20 protein-coding genes are annotated in these 15,130 nt (G+C 28.8%); all 20 read left to right on the forward strand.

What is annotated here, in order from left to right; translation table 11 throughout:
• Window positions 1-137 precede the first annotated feature (137 nt).
• The 20 genes from L3B98_RS14515 (at window position 138) to L3B98_RS14610 (ending at window position 15,092) form a co-directional block, all read left to right on the forward strand.
• Window positions 138-839, forward strand: coding sequence for a recombinase family protein (locus L3B98_RS14515; protein WP_238917237.1), 702 nt, complete (start codon window positions 138-140; stop codon window positions 837-839).
• A gap of 187 nt (window positions 840-1,026) precedes the next feature.
• Entirely contained in the window at window positions 1,027-1,875 is an 849-nt protein-coding gene (locus L3B98_RS14520) for a hypothetical protein (RefSeq protein WP_238917238.1), read from the forward strand.
• 69 nt (window positions 1,876-1,944) lie between these two features.
• The gene (terS, locus tag L3B98_RS14525) at window positions 1,945-2,712 is read left to right on the forward strand and encodes a phage terminase small subunit (protein ID WP_238917239.1); all 768 of its coding nucleotides are present in this window, start codon (window positions 1,945-1,947) and stop codon (window positions 2,710-2,712) included.
• Window positions 2,712-4,046 carry a PBSX family phage terminase large subunit gene (locus L3B98_RS14530; protein WP_238917240.1) on the forward strand — a complete coding sequence of 445 codons (1,335 nt, stop codon included), beginning with the start codon at window positions 2,712-2,714 and terminating at the stop codon, window positions 4,044-4,046. The genes terS and L3B98_RS14530 overlap by 1 nt, the downstream gene beginning before the upstream one ends.
• A 137-nt stretch (window positions 4,047-4,183) precedes the next feature.
• Window positions 4,184-5,710, forward strand: coding sequence for a phage portal protein (locus L3B98_RS14535; protein ID WP_238917241.1), 1,527 nt, complete (start codon window positions 4,184-4,186; stop codon window positions 5,708-5,710).
• 2 nt (window positions 5,711-5,712) lie between these two features.
• Window positions 5,713-6,819: a hypothetical protein gene (locus tag L3B98_RS14540; RefSeq protein WP_238917242.1), complete on the forward strand. Its 1,107-nt coding sequence runs from the start codon at window positions 5,713-5,715 to the stop codon at window positions 6,817-6,819.
• Between the two features lie 123 nt (window positions 6,820-6,942).
• Window positions 6,943-7,434, forward strand: a complete 492-nt coding sequence (locus L3B98_RS14545) for a hypothetical protein (RefSeq protein WP_238917243.1) — start codon at window positions 6,943-6,945, stop codon at window positions 7,432-7,434.
• A 5-nt stretch (window positions 7,435-7,439) separates the two neighbouring features.
• Window positions 7,440-7,589: a hypothetical protein gene (locus L3B98_RS14550; protein ID WP_238917244.1), complete on the forward strand. Its 150-nt coding sequence runs from the start codon at window positions 7,440-7,442 to the stop codon at window positions 7,587-7,589.
• A 228-nt stretch (window positions 7,590-7,817) separates the two neighbouring features.
• Window positions 7,818-8,435: a recombinase family protein gene (locus L3B98_RS14555; RefSeq protein ID WP_238917245.1), complete on the forward strand. Its 618-nt coding sequence runs from the start codon at window positions 7,818-7,820 to the stop codon at window positions 8,433-8,435.
• A gap of 205 nt (window positions 8,436-8,640) precedes the next feature.
• On the forward strand, window positions 8,641-9,264 hold the full coding sequence (locus L3B98_RS14560; protein WP_238917246.1) for a phage scaffolding protein: 624 nt from the start codon (window positions 8,641-8,643) through the stop codon (window positions 9,262-9,264).
• Window positions 9,265-9,280: 16 nt separating this feature from the next.
• Window positions 9,281-9,640 carry a hypothetical protein gene (locus tag L3B98_RS14565; protein ID WP_238917247.1) on the forward strand — a complete coding sequence of 120 codons (360 nt, stop codon included), beginning with the start codon at window positions 9,281-9,283 and terminating at the stop codon, window positions 9,638-9,640.
• 18 nt (window positions 9,641-9,658) lie between these two features.
• A complete protein-coding gene (locus L3B98_RS14570; protein ID WP_238917248.1) occupies window positions 9,659-10,687 on the forward strand; it encodes a major capsid protein in 1,029 nt (342 codons plus the stop codon).
• 65 nt (window positions 10,688-10,752) lie between these two features.
• Complete coding sequence (locus tag L3B98_RS14575) at window positions 10,753-11,022, forward strand: hypothetical protein (protein WP_238917249.1); 270 nt, start codon at window positions 10,753-10,755, stop codon at window positions 11,020-11,022.
• A gap of 2 nt (window positions 11,023-11,024) precedes the next feature.
• Entirely contained in the window at window positions 11,025-11,345 is a 321-nt protein-coding gene (locus L3B98_RS14580) for a hypothetical protein (protein ID WP_238917250.1), read from the forward strand.
• Window positions 11,345-11,728, forward strand: a complete 384-nt coding sequence (locus L3B98_RS14585) for a hypothetical protein (protein ID WP_238917251.1) — start codon at window positions 11,345-11,347, stop codon at window positions 11,726-11,728. The genes L3B98_RS14580 and L3B98_RS14585 overlap by 1 nt, the downstream gene beginning before the upstream one ends.
• A gap of 5 nt (window positions 11,729-11,733) precedes the next feature.
• Window positions 11,734-12,159, forward strand: a complete 426-nt coding sequence (locus L3B98_RS14590; protein ID WP_238917252.1) for a hypothetical protein — start codon at window positions 11,734-11,736, stop codon at window positions 12,157-12,159.
• A 3-nt stretch (window positions 12,160-12,162) separates the two neighbouring features.
• A complete protein-coding gene (locus tag L3B98_RS14595; protein ID WP_238917253.1) occupies window positions 12,163-12,984 on the forward strand; it encodes a hypothetical protein in 822 nt (273 codons plus the stop codon).
• Between the two features lie 13 nt (window positions 12,985-12,997).
• Window positions 12,998-13,237: a hypothetical protein gene (locus L3B98_RS14600; RefSeq protein ID WP_238917254.1), complete on the forward strand. Its 240-nt coding sequence runs from the start codon at window positions 12,998-13,000 to the stop codon at window positions 13,235-13,237.
• Window positions 13,237-14,655, forward strand: coding sequence for a phage tail sheath subtilisin-like domain-containing protein (locus L3B98_RS14605; RefSeq protein WP_238917255.1), 1,419 nt, complete (start codon window positions 13,237-13,239; stop codon window positions 14,653-14,655). The genes L3B98_RS14600 and L3B98_RS14605 overlap by 1 nt, the downstream gene beginning before the upstream one ends.
• Window positions 14,656-14,675: 20 nt before the next feature.
• Window positions 14,676-15,092 (forward strand): phage tail tube protein, encoded by a 417-nt coding sequence (locus tag L3B98_RS14610; protein WP_238917256.1) that lies wholly within the window; start codon window positions 14,676-14,678, stop codon window positions 15,090-15,092.
• The last annotated feature ends 38 nt before the right edge of the window (window positions 15,093-15,130 follow it).

Below are 15,130 nucleotides of genomic sequence, written 5' to 3' on the forward strand. Positions count from 1 at the left end.
GAAATAATAGTATCAAAAGTGATGCTTATAGAAAGAGTATTAAAAGCTATTGATATTCTATTTTAAATCTGATATATTTATAGTATCAAATAAAACGAACGTTAAAAATGATATTATAAATATACGGGGTGAGAGCAATGAATAAAATATATGGTTATTGTAGAATATCAACTAATAAACAATCAATAGAGCGACAACATAGAAATATATTAGCAGAATATCCTAATGTAATAATAATTGATGAAGCATTTACTGGAACTAAAATAGAAGGTAGAAAAGAGTTTAATAAATTGTTAAGTAAGATTTCAGAAGGCGATACAATAGTATTTGACTCTGTATCGCGTATGAGCAGAAATGCTGAAGAAGGATATAAGCTATATGAGGAATTATTTAATAAAGGCATAGAATTGATATTCTTAAGAGAACAGCACATAAACACAAGCACCTATAAAAAGGCACTTACAAATAATGTTGAAATGACAGGTACTAATGTTGATTTTATATTAGATGGTATAAATAAGTATTTGTTAGCTCTGGCAAAAGAACAAATAAAACTAGCTTTCATACAATCAGAAAAAGAAGTAGCAGATCTACATCAGAGAACAAAAGAAGGAATAGAAACAGCTAGATTAAATGGAAAACAGATTGGACAGAAAAAAGGCATTAAATTAACTACGAAAAAAAGTATTGAAGCGAAAGAGCAAATATTAAAATATAGTAAAGATTTTCAGGGATTATTGAATGATGTTGAAACTATGAAGTTGACAGGACTAGCAAGAAACACATATTATAAATATAAAAAAGAGTTATTTCGGAAATTAGAAAGTGAGGTTAAATAATAATAATTTTTAAACTAGTAGCTTTTTTATTGCACAATTTATAGATTATGTAGTGAATAAGTAGATGCACTTTATAGTAGTCTAATGATAAGAGGATTAAAGAATTACAAGATGAAAATAGGAGATTCAAGGAGCAGCTAGAAATTCTTAGAAGAAAACTATATAAAGAATACAGAGGTGCTTTTATATGACTGATAAAGAAAAAGAAATTAAGCTATTAATTAGACAATTAAAATCAGATTATCCAACTTTCTATTTAAAAATAAAAATTGCTATATCTATAAGCTTTTTGATTCCTATTATTATATGGTGTATATATTTTATAGGCCACTGGTTTCCACTTTTACCTGACTATATCAAGGCTGGAGAATTTCTATCCTTTTATGGTTCAGTTCTTGCATTTATAGGAACAATTTCTTTAGGATTATTAGCATTATGGCAAAATATAAAATCAAATAATATAAACAAGCGCATTAGTGCTATTGAAAATAGAAGATTAATATTTGACTTTCAGCCATTTGTTCTCGTAACTGATTGGAAAATTGAACAAGTCTATATAAATAATATGGAAAAAGATAATTCAGTGATGTACATTCAAATTGGACAAGTTAATCCGTCTGATTCAGTTGTCTCATGTTTAAAGCTAAAATTTATTAATACAAGTAATACATATACTTTAGTTAGTTTCAAAAAAGGGAACTCAACTAAAGATGATGGCTCTAATATTATTCAGTGGACAAATAGTACAACCAATAAACATAATAATAAATTATATTTAAATGTAGGTGATTCAAAAGGAATAATATTTTATTTCTCAAAAGATGAAATTAAAGATATATTACAAAAGAAGATAAATATTGAATTGATCTTGGAAAATAGGTTTGGAGATCGATATCAAGAATCATTTGAATTATATATTCTCAGTAGTTTAAGCGTGGAAAATAATTGGCATGTTAATATGAGTCCCCAAAAGTATAAAATTGGACGATTTGATAAGAAAACAAAAGAATTAATTACAGAGCTTGAAAATGACTAGAAATTAAATAAATAGTAAAGAAATAAAAGCACTTGGTTTGAAACTAAGTGCTTTTATTATGGAGGTAATATGGGAAAGACAAGAAGTCCTAACAGGGACGAAGCTTTTAAAATTTATAAAGAACATGATGGAAAGATTGCTCCTAAAGAAATAGCTGAAATGCTAGGAGAAAAAACAGTTAATATTTATTCCTGGAAGAAGAATGATGAATGGGATATACAATTAAATGGAAAGGTTGGAGCTCCATTTGGAAACAAGAATGCAGTAGGGAACAAAGGTGGAGCTCCTAAAGGAAACTTGAACAATTTACAACATGGAGATTATTATGATCCTACAAAACATCTAGAAAAAAGTTTTTTAAGAAAATATCTTCCTGCAGCTACTAAAAAAATAATTAAGGAAACAGTTGAAGCAGGATTAAATTCTTTAGATATTTTATGGACCAATATTCAATTGCAGTTTGCACAGATAATTAGAAGTCAGAAGATAATGCATGTAACAAATAAAAATGAAATGATAAAAGAACTTAAAAAATCTAAAGTGAAGAATAAGGATAGAAAAACAGATAAAACTTCAACAAATGAATCAGAAGAAGAGATTGAATATGAATTTCAGTTTGCATGGGATAGACAAGCAACATTATTAAATTCACAAAGTAAGGCTATGTCTACATTGCAAAACATGATTAGTAAATATGAAGAGTTACTTCATAAGAACTGGGATTTAGCAAGTGAAGAACAAAAATTAAGAATTGAAAAACTTAAAGCAGGCTTAAGTAAGGGCACTAAGAAAGATGAACCAATTCAAATAGTTATTAAAAGGAAAAGTAAAGAATAATGGAAATTGAAAAAGAGATAAATCCAAGGTTTGAGGATTATGTTTTCAATTGGGTTTATAAATATTATTTACTTCTTGGTGGTTATGGATCTAGTAAATCTTACAATACTGCTTTTAAAATAGTTCTTAAATTATTAGAAGAAAAAAGAACAGCTCTAGTAGTAAGAGAAGTTTATGATACTATTAGGGATTCATGTTATTCATTGCTTGAAGAAATAATAATTGACATGGGTCTGGATGATGTTATTAAGTGTAATACATCACCAATGCAGATACGATTTTCTAATGGTTCAAAAATAATTTTTAAAGGAATGGATAAGCCAACTAAGCTTAAATCAATTAATAATGTTTCTTTAATTTGGATTGAAGAATGCTCAGAAGTTAAATATGCAGGGTTTAAAGAATTAATAGGTAGATTAAGACATCCAAAACTTAAACTTCATATGATACTTACAACTAATCCTGCACCTAAAGGGAATTGGGTATATAAACATTTCTTTATAGATAAAAAGAAAAAGAGATTCATCTTAGATGATAAAGATTTATATAAGCAAAAAACTATAGTAACCAAAGACACATATTATCATCACAGTACTGCAGATGATAATTATTTTTTACCTCAATCATATATAGATGAACTTGATGATATAAAAACATATGATGAGGATCTACACAGGATAGCAAGAAAAGGCGAATTTGGTGCAAATGGATTAAGGGTACTGCCACAATTTGAAACAGCACCACATTATGAAGTACTTGAAGCAATTAAGGCAATTAAGAAGCCAATTAGAAGAGTTGGTATGGACTTTGGTTTTGAAAAATCATTTAATGCTATAGTCAGAATGGTTGTAGATGATGAAAATAAAATACTTTATATCTACTGGCAGTATTATAAAAATCATATGACTGATGATAAAACAGCTATTGAAATTGCTGAATTTAAAGAAACTATGGAGCAGATAAGAGCAGATTGTGCAGAGCCTAAAACAATTAAGTACTATAGGCAAGAAGGCTTTAATATGACTGCTGCTGACAAGCCAACCAGGTTAGAGAATACAAAAAAGGTAAAAAGATTCAAAAAAATAATTTGTTCAGAGGATTGTCAAGATGTTATTGATGAATTAGAAGAATTAACATATGCAGTTGATAAAGATGGTGAGATTATAGAAGATACTTTTACAATAGATCCACATACATTTAGTGCTATATGGTATGGGTTAGAGCAATATGAAGTATCTGATCTAAAAGAACAAAAATATGATGATTCAGTATATAAGAAAGGTTCAGGAATTAAAAAAGAAACAATTCCTTATAAAAAATCTAAAGTATTTTAAAAGTGTTTATAAAAGTCATTGGTAAAAAAGTGTTTATAAAATAAACATTTGATTACTATTTTAAGCCATTTTCTAAAATTATAATAATGTTTAAAAAAGTCTACCTTTATAAACTAAGGAAGGAGGGATAAGAGCGTATGGATAGAGATGGGTTTTTCTATAATAATAAAAGAATGAAAAAGGAACAATTATTAAATTTAAGTATTGGTGAAAAAAAGGAAAGGCGAAGAGCTGCAAGTGACTTTATATTTTATCTTGGAGAATGTGAAAATAAAAGTGTAGCCTTTTTTGATAATGTATTGTTAGGTCAAAGTTGGATAAACTTTGATGATTTAGATTATGTACCAAGTCAGCTTATAGATAATAAAATTAAACCTTTAATTCAAAAGCAAGCAAGATTTATGTTTGGAAGAGCTCCAGATATATTACTGAAACCTTTAGATAAAAATAATAGAGAAATTTGTGAAGAGCTGCGCCAGAAGATTGACACAATATTAGATGATAATAAATTCTGGAGTAATACATTAAAGGCATTTAGACTAGCAACTATAACTAAGAGGGTGTTACTTAGAATTGAAGCTAATCCCAATTCACCAATAAAATTATATTATCATTCAATTGATGATTTTAGCTACAATATAAATACTGATGATACTAGTGAGTTAAAAGATGTTACCTTTGTAAGAGAAGATCCTAACAATGCTGATAATGAGTATAATGTATCCAATCAAATATGGTATAGATATACATATTATATGAAAAATAATGTTTGTTATTTAAAAATAGAAACATTCAAAGGAGATAACTTAGATACTCCAATAGATATTAAAGAGCAGAATACTGGTTTATCTCATATCCCATGTTGGGTAATTGTTAATGAACAAAGTAGCAACAACATTATAGGATGTACAGATATAAAAGATTTAAAACCATTGCAGAATGCTTATAATAGACGATTGAGCGATTTTAATGATGCTCTTAGATTTTTAATGTTTGGACAAACTGCAGTTATTGATGGTGATGAAGATGATGTTAATAAATGCACTATTGCTCCTAATAGTTTAATGGCTATAAAGACTAGAGATAATAATAATTCAGATTCAAAAAGACAAGCTACGATAAGTAGAGTAGAGAGTAGTTTTAGTAATGCAGAACCTGTAAAAATGTTTCTTGATATGCTTGATAATAGTATGCATGAAAAGTTGGCAATACCACTAGCAGCACAATTAAAAGAAGTACCAAGTGCAAAAACTATAAAATATGTTTATACAGAGCTAGTTGCAAGATGTGATGAAAAGTGGAATGATTGGGAGCCAATTATAAGAAATTTAATAACTCTTATAATTGAATCTTGTCAGAAATTTAATTGTTATTCTGATTGGAAAAGCGAATGGAATGCACTTAAGTATTTTCTAGTTATAAACAAGAATTATCCAATACCAGAGGATGAAGAAGATAAAAAGAAACTTGCAATGGAAGAAGTACAATCGAAAGTCAGAAGTCATAAGAGTTATATAAAAGAATTTTCAGATGATGAAGATATAGAAGAAGAATTTAATGAGATATTGCAAGAAACAGAATTATTAAATCAGGCAAATGATACTCTAATGACTGGTATGAATAGTGATCTTAAAGATTTAGACAATCAAATAAATGGTAAATAGTTATGAGTAACTATAGAAAAAAGGTATTGGAAGCTAGAAAACAGATATTGCAGCTTACTTTGGATCAGGAAAAACAGATAATAGAAATATATAGCAAGCAAGCATCTAAATTAATAGATGAAATCTTAGAAATGCCTGAAAGTAGAACTAGAACACATAAAATTGATACAACAAGAATTATAAATGAATATGTTAAAGAATTATATGAAAATTTAAATGATAACATATTAAAAAATACTTGGGAAAGTTCATATATTCAAAGAAAAGTAATACTTAATTTTGTTGATACAGTAGCACCTAATAGGGTTGTAAATGAAGGATTAAAAAGAAGTATTACTAATATATCTGATAATACAGTGAGAACTCTAATAGCAGGGGGATATTATTCAGATGGAAAAACATTAAGCAACAGATTATGGAATTATACTAAACAAAATGGTCAAGATATCGATACTATAATAAAAATGAATGTTGCTGGTGGAGCTAATGTAAGAACATTGGCAAGCGAGCTAGAAAAGTATGTTAATCCTAAGAATAGAATTGAATCTAAAAGTTTTAAGGCAGGATTAAATAGTTATAAAATATCTTTTAATGCACAAAGATTAGCAAGAACTAGTATTACTCATGCAGCTACAGAAACTCAAATTCAAAATGCAAAGAAAAATCCTTTTAGTTTAGGATTAAAGTGGAATTTAAGTGCTAGTCATAGTGCTAGGATGCATGGAAGGCAAGATGAATGTGATAGTAGAGAAGGAAAGGTATATGAGCCTGATAAAGTCCCGTTGCAACATCCAAATTGTTTATGTTATTTCACTGAAGAAGTAGATGAAAAGAAAGCATTAACAGATATTAAAGCATGGGCTAGTGGAGATTTAGAAAATAAACAAATGGATGAATGGTTTAATGACTTTAAAGAGAAATGGAATGGACCTACTAATATTGAGAATAAAGAACCTATAAAAGTTAAGGTTAATGATGTAAAAATATCAATACCTGATAAGAAAAAAGAAAGTAAAGTTTCTACATGGCATGAATATAAGGCAGATGATAAACAATATAGTAGTAAAAAAGCAATAAAAGAGCATTTATCTAAAGAATATAAAATGTAGTTTTCAGATAGTAGAAAATATCCTATAAATAAAGATATACTACAGGGATCAATTAATTGGTTAGATAAATTCCATGGATATTTTAAAGGATTTAAAGAAATAGATCCTGTTAAATTGCCAAGTATGAAAATAAAATCAGGAATTAGTCCAGTAGGATATTATAGTTATTATCAAAAACATCCAGAAGCAGTTGAACTTGTTTTAAATGGAAAATATTTTTGCGATAAAGAGTTTAATACTGAATATATAGCACAATGTATTCAAAGTAAGTGGACTGTGCAAAATGCTAAATCATATAAAACTTTTGTACATGAATATGGCCACCATGTAGCAGATTCATTAAAATGGCTTGAAAATAATGAATTAGATAGTGATAAATGGTGCAAAAATTTTATAAATGATGTATTATTAGAATATAATAAAAAATATAATAAAGAATGTAGCTTTAAGGATATATCAGATCTAGTAAGTAGATATGGAGGAACAAAAGCAGCAGAAACATTTGCAGAAACATTCGCAGAATATTTTGGTGGAGATAATCCAAGAGAATTTGCTAAAGTTTTTGGTGCAAAGGTAGAAGAAAAATTAAAATATTTTATAAAAGCAAAGGAATGATGATTATGGATTTAATTGAACCTAAGTTTTTACAAGAAGGATATGGATATTATACTGATGATGGATTAATAGTAAAAGAAGATGCACCACAGTGGGCCAAGGATGAATATAAAAATTTTATGAAAGAATTAGATTCAAATATAGTAGAAGAATAAAAACACTTGTTTAACTTGAATAGCAAGTGTTTTTATTATGTTTAAAAAAGTACACATTAAACAACATTAGAAAACTATTAATAATTGAGTTTATAAATATGTATAAAATAATTAATAAACGTTTATAAAATGCCGTTGACATTTACAAACATTAAAACTATAATTTAAGTATAGAAATTAGAAATTAACTCTATATAAATATATTTTAAGTAGTTGAGGTGTTTGTATATGGAAAAAGCTTATGGTTATGCTAGAGTATCAACAAAAGAGCAAAATTTAGATAGACAAATAAATAGTATTAGTGATTATTGCAAAGAACATGATATTTCAATAGATGTAGATAGAGATATAATAAAAGAACATATATCAGGAAAAGATTTTAAAAGGGAAAGATATCTAACATTAAAAGAAGAGCTATTAAGACCAGGAGATACATTAATAATTAAAGAGCTTGATAGGCTCGGAAGAAATATGGAAATGATAAAAGAAGAATGGCGTGATTTAGAAAAAAGAGGTATAAATATAATAGTTATTGATACTGAAATATTAAATACTGTTGGAAAATCAGATTTAGAAAAGACATTAATATCAAATATAGTATTTGAACTTTTATCATATATGGCTGAAAAAGAAAGAGTAAAGATAAGACAAAGGCAAGCTGAAGGAATTGCCGCAGCTAAAGCAAAAGGTAAGAAATTAGGTAGACCAGGCATTGAATATCCTGAACATTGGGAAGAAGCATACGCTAAATGGAAAAAAGGTGAAATTACTGCAGTAAAAGTAATGGAGCTTACACAATTAAAAAAGAATAGTTTCTATAATTTAGTTAAAAAATATGAAAAATAGAAATAACTTTTGAGCACCTAATATTATTTAGGTGCTTTTATTATACTTAATTTTAAAGGAGTGAAGGGAATGGAGATACCAGATAAAGTGAGAATTGGAAGTGTTGATTATGATGTAATTATTGAAGAAAAAGCAATAGTTTTAGATTCATCATAAATAATATTTTTGATATAAATAAATTTATATTTTTAAGGAGGAGCATTAAATGCCAAAATTAAGTGAAATTTTAGGAGAATCATATTCTCAAATACCAGAAAACATTAGAACTCAATATGAAAACATTGATCTAGTTGATAGTTCATCTTATATAGAAAAGAAGGAACTTGAAACAGCGCAGGCAACAATTAAGCAGTATGAAAAAGACATAAAAAAGAGAGATACTGACTTAAAGGATTTAAGAGAAAAAGCTAAAGATAATGAGGAATTGACAAAAAAGATAGATGATTTAGAAAAGGAAAACAAGAAGGCTACTGATGATTATAAAGTTGAATTAGAAAAAGTCAATTTTGATCGCAAACTTGAAAAGAAACTAGCTGAATATAATCCTCAAAATGTAGATATTTTAAAGAAGTCATTAGATTTATCTAAAATTAGTTTGGATGGAGAAAATTTCTTAGGATTAGATGAACAAATAAAGTCTAGAAAAGAAACAGATGGATACTTATTCAAGGCAGTTGAAAACAAAGAAGATATAGCAAAAGGGACAGGCATTATCGGAAGTGATAAATATTCCGTTGATGATAAAGGCAATAGCGGTATAGGAGCATTACTTGCTAAGGCCAAAACAGAAAATAAAAATGTAGAAGCTCAAAATAAATTTTTTGCATAAGGAGGATTAATTAAGTATGAGTTTTGAATCAAAAGAAACCTATATGGGTGAAAACAAATCAATATTAATGTTTGCTGGAGACTTATTTCAAAATATGTCAATAAAGATGGCTAAATCTGATGTTACAAAATATTTAACAACAGATGGAATTTTAAAAGCAGGTACTCCAGTAAGCAAAGATGGAAAAGTAGTTGATGGAACTACAGTAACTGCAGATAAAGCAATTGGACTAACTTATCGTGATGTAAATTTTAAATATAGCAATGGTAATGAATCTGTTCCAGTAACTATATTTGGATTCATAAAAGCAAGTGCAGTGCCTACATTAGTAACTGATGCTGTAAAAGCAGCATTGAAAATGATTCAATTTTTATAAAATTAGGAGGAATAAACAATGGATTGGAGAGAACTTATAAACTCAAAGGAAATTGCAACATATATTAAAGGATTAGCATTAGAAATGTTAATTGGTGAAGCTTTATTTCCTCGTAAAAAGCAAGTAGGAATGGACTTGAAATATATTAAGGGTGCTAAGAAAAAACCTGTAGTATTAAGACCAAGTGCTTTTGATGTGGCAGTTAAGAATAGAGCTTTAAAAGCGACAGTTGATGTTATAAAAAAGAGAATGCCATTTTTTAAAGAAAGTGTTCTTGTAAATGAAGAAGACAGGCAGAATTTATTACTTGCTGCACAAGCAGAAAATGAACAATTATTACTTACAATTATATCTGAAATTTATGATAATTATGTTGTTTTAGTTGATGGTGGTGATTCTCAAATGGAAAGAATGAGAATGCAGGCATTAAGCGATGGTGTTATAAATATAGTAAGTGATGATGCAGATATCGTGTTTGACTTTGGTGTTCCAGCAGAGCATAAAGAAACATTAATTGGTGCTGATCTATGGAGTAATCCTGATGCAGATATTATTGGAGATATCGAAAGATGGAAGAGAATAATGAGAAATGCAGGATATGCAGTACCAACTAGAATGATATTAACAAGCAAAACATTTGGATATATTGGAATAAATAAAGCAATTAAATTAGATATAGATAAAGATGGAAGAGTAATTCTTACGGATGAAATTATAAAGAATTATCTAAAGAATAAGGTTGGAATTTCAGCTGCTATAGTAAGTGGAACTTATAAGTTAGAAGATGAAACAGAAGCACAATACTTCCCAGATAACAAGGTTACATTAATACCTGATGGGAATTTAGGTTCAACTTATTATGGTACAACCCCAGAAGAAGCAGATAAAATGTATGGATCTAAATTAGATTGTTCTGTTGTTAGAACAGGTGTTGCAATTACAACAATGAGAAAAGAAGATCCTGTTACTGTTGAAACAAAGGTAAGTCAATTAGGTATGCCAAGTTTTGAAAGAGCAGATGAATGTTTCTTTTCTACAGTAGGCTAAAGAGAGTAATGTTATAGTTACTCGCTATTTTTTATAATAAATAATAATGGAAGGAATGAAATCAAATGGCTGTAAAGAAAATGAAATCAAATGAAACAATGTATAATGCAGTTGCGTTAAAATTTATAAAATATAATGGGGAGCGTATTGCACCTGGTAAAGAGTTTTTTGCTAAGGAATCAGATGTTGAAGAATTAAAAGCAAAAGAATGTGCTGAGATAAAAGATGCTATAGAAAATGAAGATGATAAAAAATCTGGTGATGGTGGTCAAGTGAATGACAATCCAGATAATAAAAATACTAATGGTACAGGAACAGAAGGAGAAGGTGCATAGTAATGGCTCTTACTCCTTTAGAAATTTTGAAAATAAACTTAAACGAAAGTCAATATCCTGTATTTACTGATGAAGAGTTATCAAATCTCTTAGTAGTTAATGATAATAATATATTAAAGGCTAGTTGGAGAGGTTGTTTAATGAAAGCTAATACAGAAAAATCAATTAAAGTAGGACCTATTGAACTAGAAAATGCTGCTCCTGATTATTGGAATAATCTTGCTAGTATTTATCAAGCTGACTATGCTGCTGAACAGGCTAAATTAACCCCGACTATAACTAATGGGTATAAAACATCAATGAGAAGGGCAGATGGCTGCTAATGCCTGTCTTAAAAGCAAAAAAGATTATAGATGCCATTAATAAAGGAATAGCGATAAATCCTACTAAGTTTGATGTTAAAAAGGTTGAGAAAGTATTAGTTGATGGCTCTTATGAGAAAAAAGAAAGTACAATAGCTTATACTGGAATAATATATTTAGACGATAGTTCTAATTCTGTAATTATTAGTAGTCAAACACAAGGAACATCTTATGGTACAGAAAGATATAAAATGATCATTAATAATGAAGAGGAATTAAATGTTAACGAAGCTAATAAAATTGAATTTGATTGTAAAGAAGGCCATATAAAAGTTGTTTATGCTTATCCAATAATCATTGAAAATACTTTATGTGGCTATTTATGTGATTTAGAAAGGAGTTGATAGTATTGGGATTCGAAGTTAATGATTTCATTGATAGAAAAATAGCTGGTATGGGAATGATGTTGCAATTTAAAACAGTTCCTGGTCTAGTTGGAAAAGCTAAGAATAAACAATACTGGAAAGACCGTTCTGGTCACGCAAGGCAATTAATAAATGGCGGACTTGATATAGGTAATCATGAGTTTAATTTATATTTAGCACATGGAACTGAATATGGAGGATGGCTCGAAGAGGGTACTGGTATATACGGACCAACTAAAAGGCCTATTGTTCCAGTTAAAGCTAAAATTTTAAGCTGGCTAGATGAAGATGGGAAAAGACATTATGCTAAGAAAGTTAATGGAATTAAGCCTAGACCAGCTTTAAAAGATACTTTAGAAGAAAACAAAGAAAGTATCATGAATCAAATAGAAAATTATTGGAGTGAGTAGATTATGAGGTATGGGATAAAAAATAAATTAATATCTAGCAATATAGGAATTAATGAATGTTATGAGCCTAATGTACCTAATAAAAGCACTCCAAAACCTTATGCTGTTATAGTAGAAAATGATGATACTAAGAATGGAAATGTAGTTGGATTCAAAAGAAATATAGAAATTTGGCTATATGATGAAAGATTATCTTTTAAAAGCCTTGATGAAATGGTTAAAAAAACTATTGATGCATTAAATTTGCAAACAATAGAAGATACTAAGGCAAATGAAACATTTACGTGTATTTTTAATGGAGTAATTGAAAATGACATTGTAGATGAAGAATGGGATGCAATAGCTAAAGGTATAAGCTTTACTATAGTAGCTCTGCATGATGAAACAGAAGCAAATACAGATGAATGGTTAGAGGCATTAAGTAACTATACTAAAAATATAATTGATTATCCTATTTATTTAAACAACTGGAAGAAGGATTTTTCTGTGCCATCTATCTTATGGAGAGTAAAAAGCACAAGCAATGTAAGAGAATTAAATTCTGTTATTAAAGAAACTAAGGTTATTGTAGGACATATAGTACATTCAGATATGAACCAAATTAATAAGGTATTAGATGATATAGAACAGAATCTTATCCAGGATCTAAAGATACCTTTTAATATTCAGCAAAGAAGATATTTGACAATAAATAATATAACAGAAAATAGAGAGGCTGATATGTTAACTCAAGGCCAACTTACAATAGAATTCTTCAAAAGGAGAATGTACTATAAACCAGTTGAAACTATAAATCATATCAAAGGAAAAGGAACTTTGAAATAAAGGAGTGATATTTTTGGAGGATCAAGAAGTAAAAAATACGACATCAAATGAAACACCTCAAAAAAATACTATAGAAAAGTCAGTTAATAATAATGAAAAGTTTAGTCAGCAACAATATTTAGATAATGCAAAAGCACTTGGCCATTCAGTTATAGCTGTTAGGGGTGCTTTTTTTAATTGTGAAAAAAAGGAGCTTACTAAAACTGAATTTGATAAGTTAATGAAAGATTTTTTAGGAAAGAAGGTTGAATAATGGCGAGAGGAAATTGGAGTGAAACAAATAAACCAGAAATACCAGGCTTTTATAATAGAATGCAGCAGGTAGCACAAGAAACATCTGATTCTATTCAAGGAATTTTAGCTATGCCAGTAAAAAGTAATTGGGGACCAGTAAACCAAGTCTTTAAAGTAAGTAGTTTAACTAGTCTTAAAAATAATTTTGGAACAAGTATGGACTTTACTGCTTATAAATTAGGAAGAATAGCATTATTAGGTGAACCGGAAGCTTTAATGCTTTATAGGCTTGCAGATTCCAATGCAAAAACAGCTACACTTACATTAAAAAATGATGCTGCAACACCGCAAGATGTTATTAAATTAGAGACATTATATCCAACAGATAGAGATTTTAAAGTAACAGTTGCTTCAAATGTTGTTAACCCATCAAATAAAAATATATCATTTTATGAAGGAACAACACTTTTAACAAAAATAGAAAATATAACTGGAACTTTAGAAGAAATAGTTGCTTCAATTAATAAATCTAGTGTAAATAAGTATGCAAAAGCCACTTTGGTTATAGGGGCTAATGGAACACTTGCAAATGTATCTTCAGTAGGATTTGCTGGTGGGAATAATGGTACATCTGCAATAACAAATGAACATTATTTAAATTCTTTAGAAGAATTTAAAAGGCAGCAGATAGATGGATTTGTTTTAGATGGTGTAAAGGATCCTGCTTTAATTTCAAGTGTAAAAGAATGGGCAGAAACTTGCAAAGAAGAAGGATTAGATGTACTTGTTTTTGGTGCTACAAATGAGCAGTCTTTAGAAGCGGCTAATTCTGTATCAAAAAATTATAACAGTACACTTATGCATAATGGTTATGCTGAAAAATTAATTTATGATAGTGTTGAATATACAATCGCTGAAGCTATGGTTTATATAGCAGCACGAGCATTAAGCACAAGTCTTAAAGAAAGTATATGTAATGCGACAACAATATTTGAAGATGTTCAACCAAGGCTTACAAGAAGTGAAATAACATCTGCTGTAGAAGCTGGAACAATAGTATTTACTGTTTCTAATGGGAATGTAGTTATTGTAGATGATGTTAATACTTATAAAAATTATGAAAATGATAATGACAAAGTTTTAGGCAATATAAGGGCAATTAGATTTATAAATACTGTAAATCAATCTACATCCCTTGATGGTGAGGAAAATTATGTTGGCAAAACAAGTAGCGATGATACTGGTCATACTCTTATTCTTAATGGAATTAAAAATTTCTTTGATGTATGGAAAAAGCTTGGTATCATAAGTTCTTATACGGTTGAAACAGATTCAGAACTGCAAGCTACAGCAAAAAATGATGAGTTTTTCTGGAAGTGGGATGCTGATTATGTAAATGTAACTAAGAGAATTTATGGTACTGGTAACTTAAAGTAATAAGAAGGGAAGTGTATTAAATGAGTGAACCTTTAGACGCAAGTAGAGTATGTAGTGGTACATACGGAAAGATTTATTTAGATGGGAAATGGCACTCTGAAACTAGTGAATGTACAGCAGATGTTGAAACTGATATGAAAGAAATATTAACAGCAGGTTCAGAATGGACTGGATATAAGCCAGGTGCTAAAAAAGGAGCTGGAACCTTAAAAGGTTGGAAAGTTACTTCCGAAATGATAAAAAGAGGTTTTAAGAAATTTGAAATTCTTTCGGAGCTTGATGATCCTGAAGCTTATGGATATGAAAGAATACGACTTAAAAATTGTAGAGCAACAAAGGTTAATTTAATAAATATTAAACCAGGAGAACTTTGTGAAGAAGAAACTCCATTTGTATTTACTGATTATGAGTTAGTAGATGCCATAACTGCTGATTAGTTTTAGCAGTTATTTTTATGTAGTAAGGTTTTATTACC

This window comes from Clostridium sp. YIM B02555 (genome assembly GCF_022320955.1).
Lineage (GTDB): Bacteria > Bacillota > Clostridia > Clostridiales > Clostridiaceae > Clostridium > Clostridium saccharoperbutylacetonicum.

What these genes read in the sequence shown, in the direction of transcription:
- L3B98_RS14515 (WP_238917237.1), top strand. Translation starts at nt 138, where the DNA reads ATGAATAAAATATATGGTTATTGTAGAATATCAACTAATAAACAATCA.
- L3B98_RS14520 (WP_238917238.1), top strand. Translation starts at nt 1,027, where the DNA reads ATGACTGATAAAGAAAAAGAAATTAAGCTATTAATTAGACAATTAAAA.
- terS (WP_238917239.1), top strand. Translation starts at nt 1,945, where the DNA reads ATGGGAAAGACAAGAAGTCCTAACAGGGACGAAGCTTTTAAAATTTAT.
- L3B98_RS14530 (WP_238917240.1), top strand. Translation starts at nt 2,712, where the DNA reads ATGGAAATTGAAAAAGAGATAAATCCAAGGTTTGAGGATTATGTTTTC.
- L3B98_RS14535 (WP_238917241.1), top strand. Translation starts at nt 4,184, where the DNA reads ATGGATAGAGATGGGTTTTTCTATAATAATAAAAGAATGAAAAAGGAA.
- L3B98_RS14540 (WP_238917242.1), top strand. Translation starts at nt 5,713, where the DNA reads ATGAGTAACTATAGAAAAAAGGTATTGGAAGCTAGAAAACAGATATTG.
- L3B98_RS14545 (WP_238917243.1), top strand. Translation starts at nt 6,943, where the DNA reads ATGAAAATAAAATCAGGAATTAGTCCAGTAGGATATTATAGTTATTAT.
- L3B98_RS14550 (WP_238917244.1), top strand. Translation starts at nt 7,440, where the DNA reads ATGGATTTAATTGAACCTAAGTTTTTACAAGAAGGATATGGATATTAT.
- L3B98_RS14555 (WP_238917245.1), top strand. Translation starts at nt 7,818, where the DNA reads ATGGAAAAAGCTTATGGTTATGCTAGAGTATCAACAAAAGAGCAAAAT.
- L3B98_RS14560 (WP_238917246.1), top strand. Translation starts at nt 8,641, where the DNA reads ATGCCAAAATTAAGTGAAATTTTAGGAGAATCATATTCTCAAATACCA.
- L3B98_RS14565 (WP_238917247.1), top strand. Translation starts at nt 9,281, where the DNA reads ATGAGTTTTGAATCAAAAGAAACCTATATGGGTGAAAACAAATCAATA.
- L3B98_RS14570 (WP_238917248.1), top strand. Translation starts at nt 9,659, where the DNA reads ATGGATTGGAGAGAACTTATAAACTCAAAGGAAATTGCAACATATATT.
- L3B98_RS14575 (WP_238917249.1), top strand. Translation starts at nt 10,753, where the DNA reads ATGGCTGTAAAGAAAATGAAATCAAATGAAACAATGTATAATGCAGTT.
- L3B98_RS14580 (WP_238917250.1), top strand. Translation starts at nt 11,025, where the DNA reads ATGGCTCTTACTCCTTTAGAAATTTTGAAAATAAACTTAAACGAAAGT.
- L3B98_RS14585 (WP_238917251.1), top strand. Translation starts at nt 11,345, where the DNA reads ATGCCTGTCTTAAAAGCAAAAAAGATTATAGATGCCATTAATAAAGGA.
- L3B98_RS14595 (WP_238917253.1), top strand. Translation starts at nt 12,163, where the DNA reads ATGAGGTATGGGATAAAAAATAAATTAATATCTAGCAATATAGGAATT.
- L3B98_RS14605 (WP_238917255.1), top strand. Translation starts at nt 13,237, where the DNA reads ATGGCGAGAGGAAATTGGAGTGAAACAAATAAACCAGAAATACCAGGC.
- L3B98_RS14610 (WP_238917256.1), top strand. Translation starts at nt 14,676, where the DNA reads ATGAGTGAACCTTTAGACGCAAGTAGAGTATGTAGTGGTACATACGGA.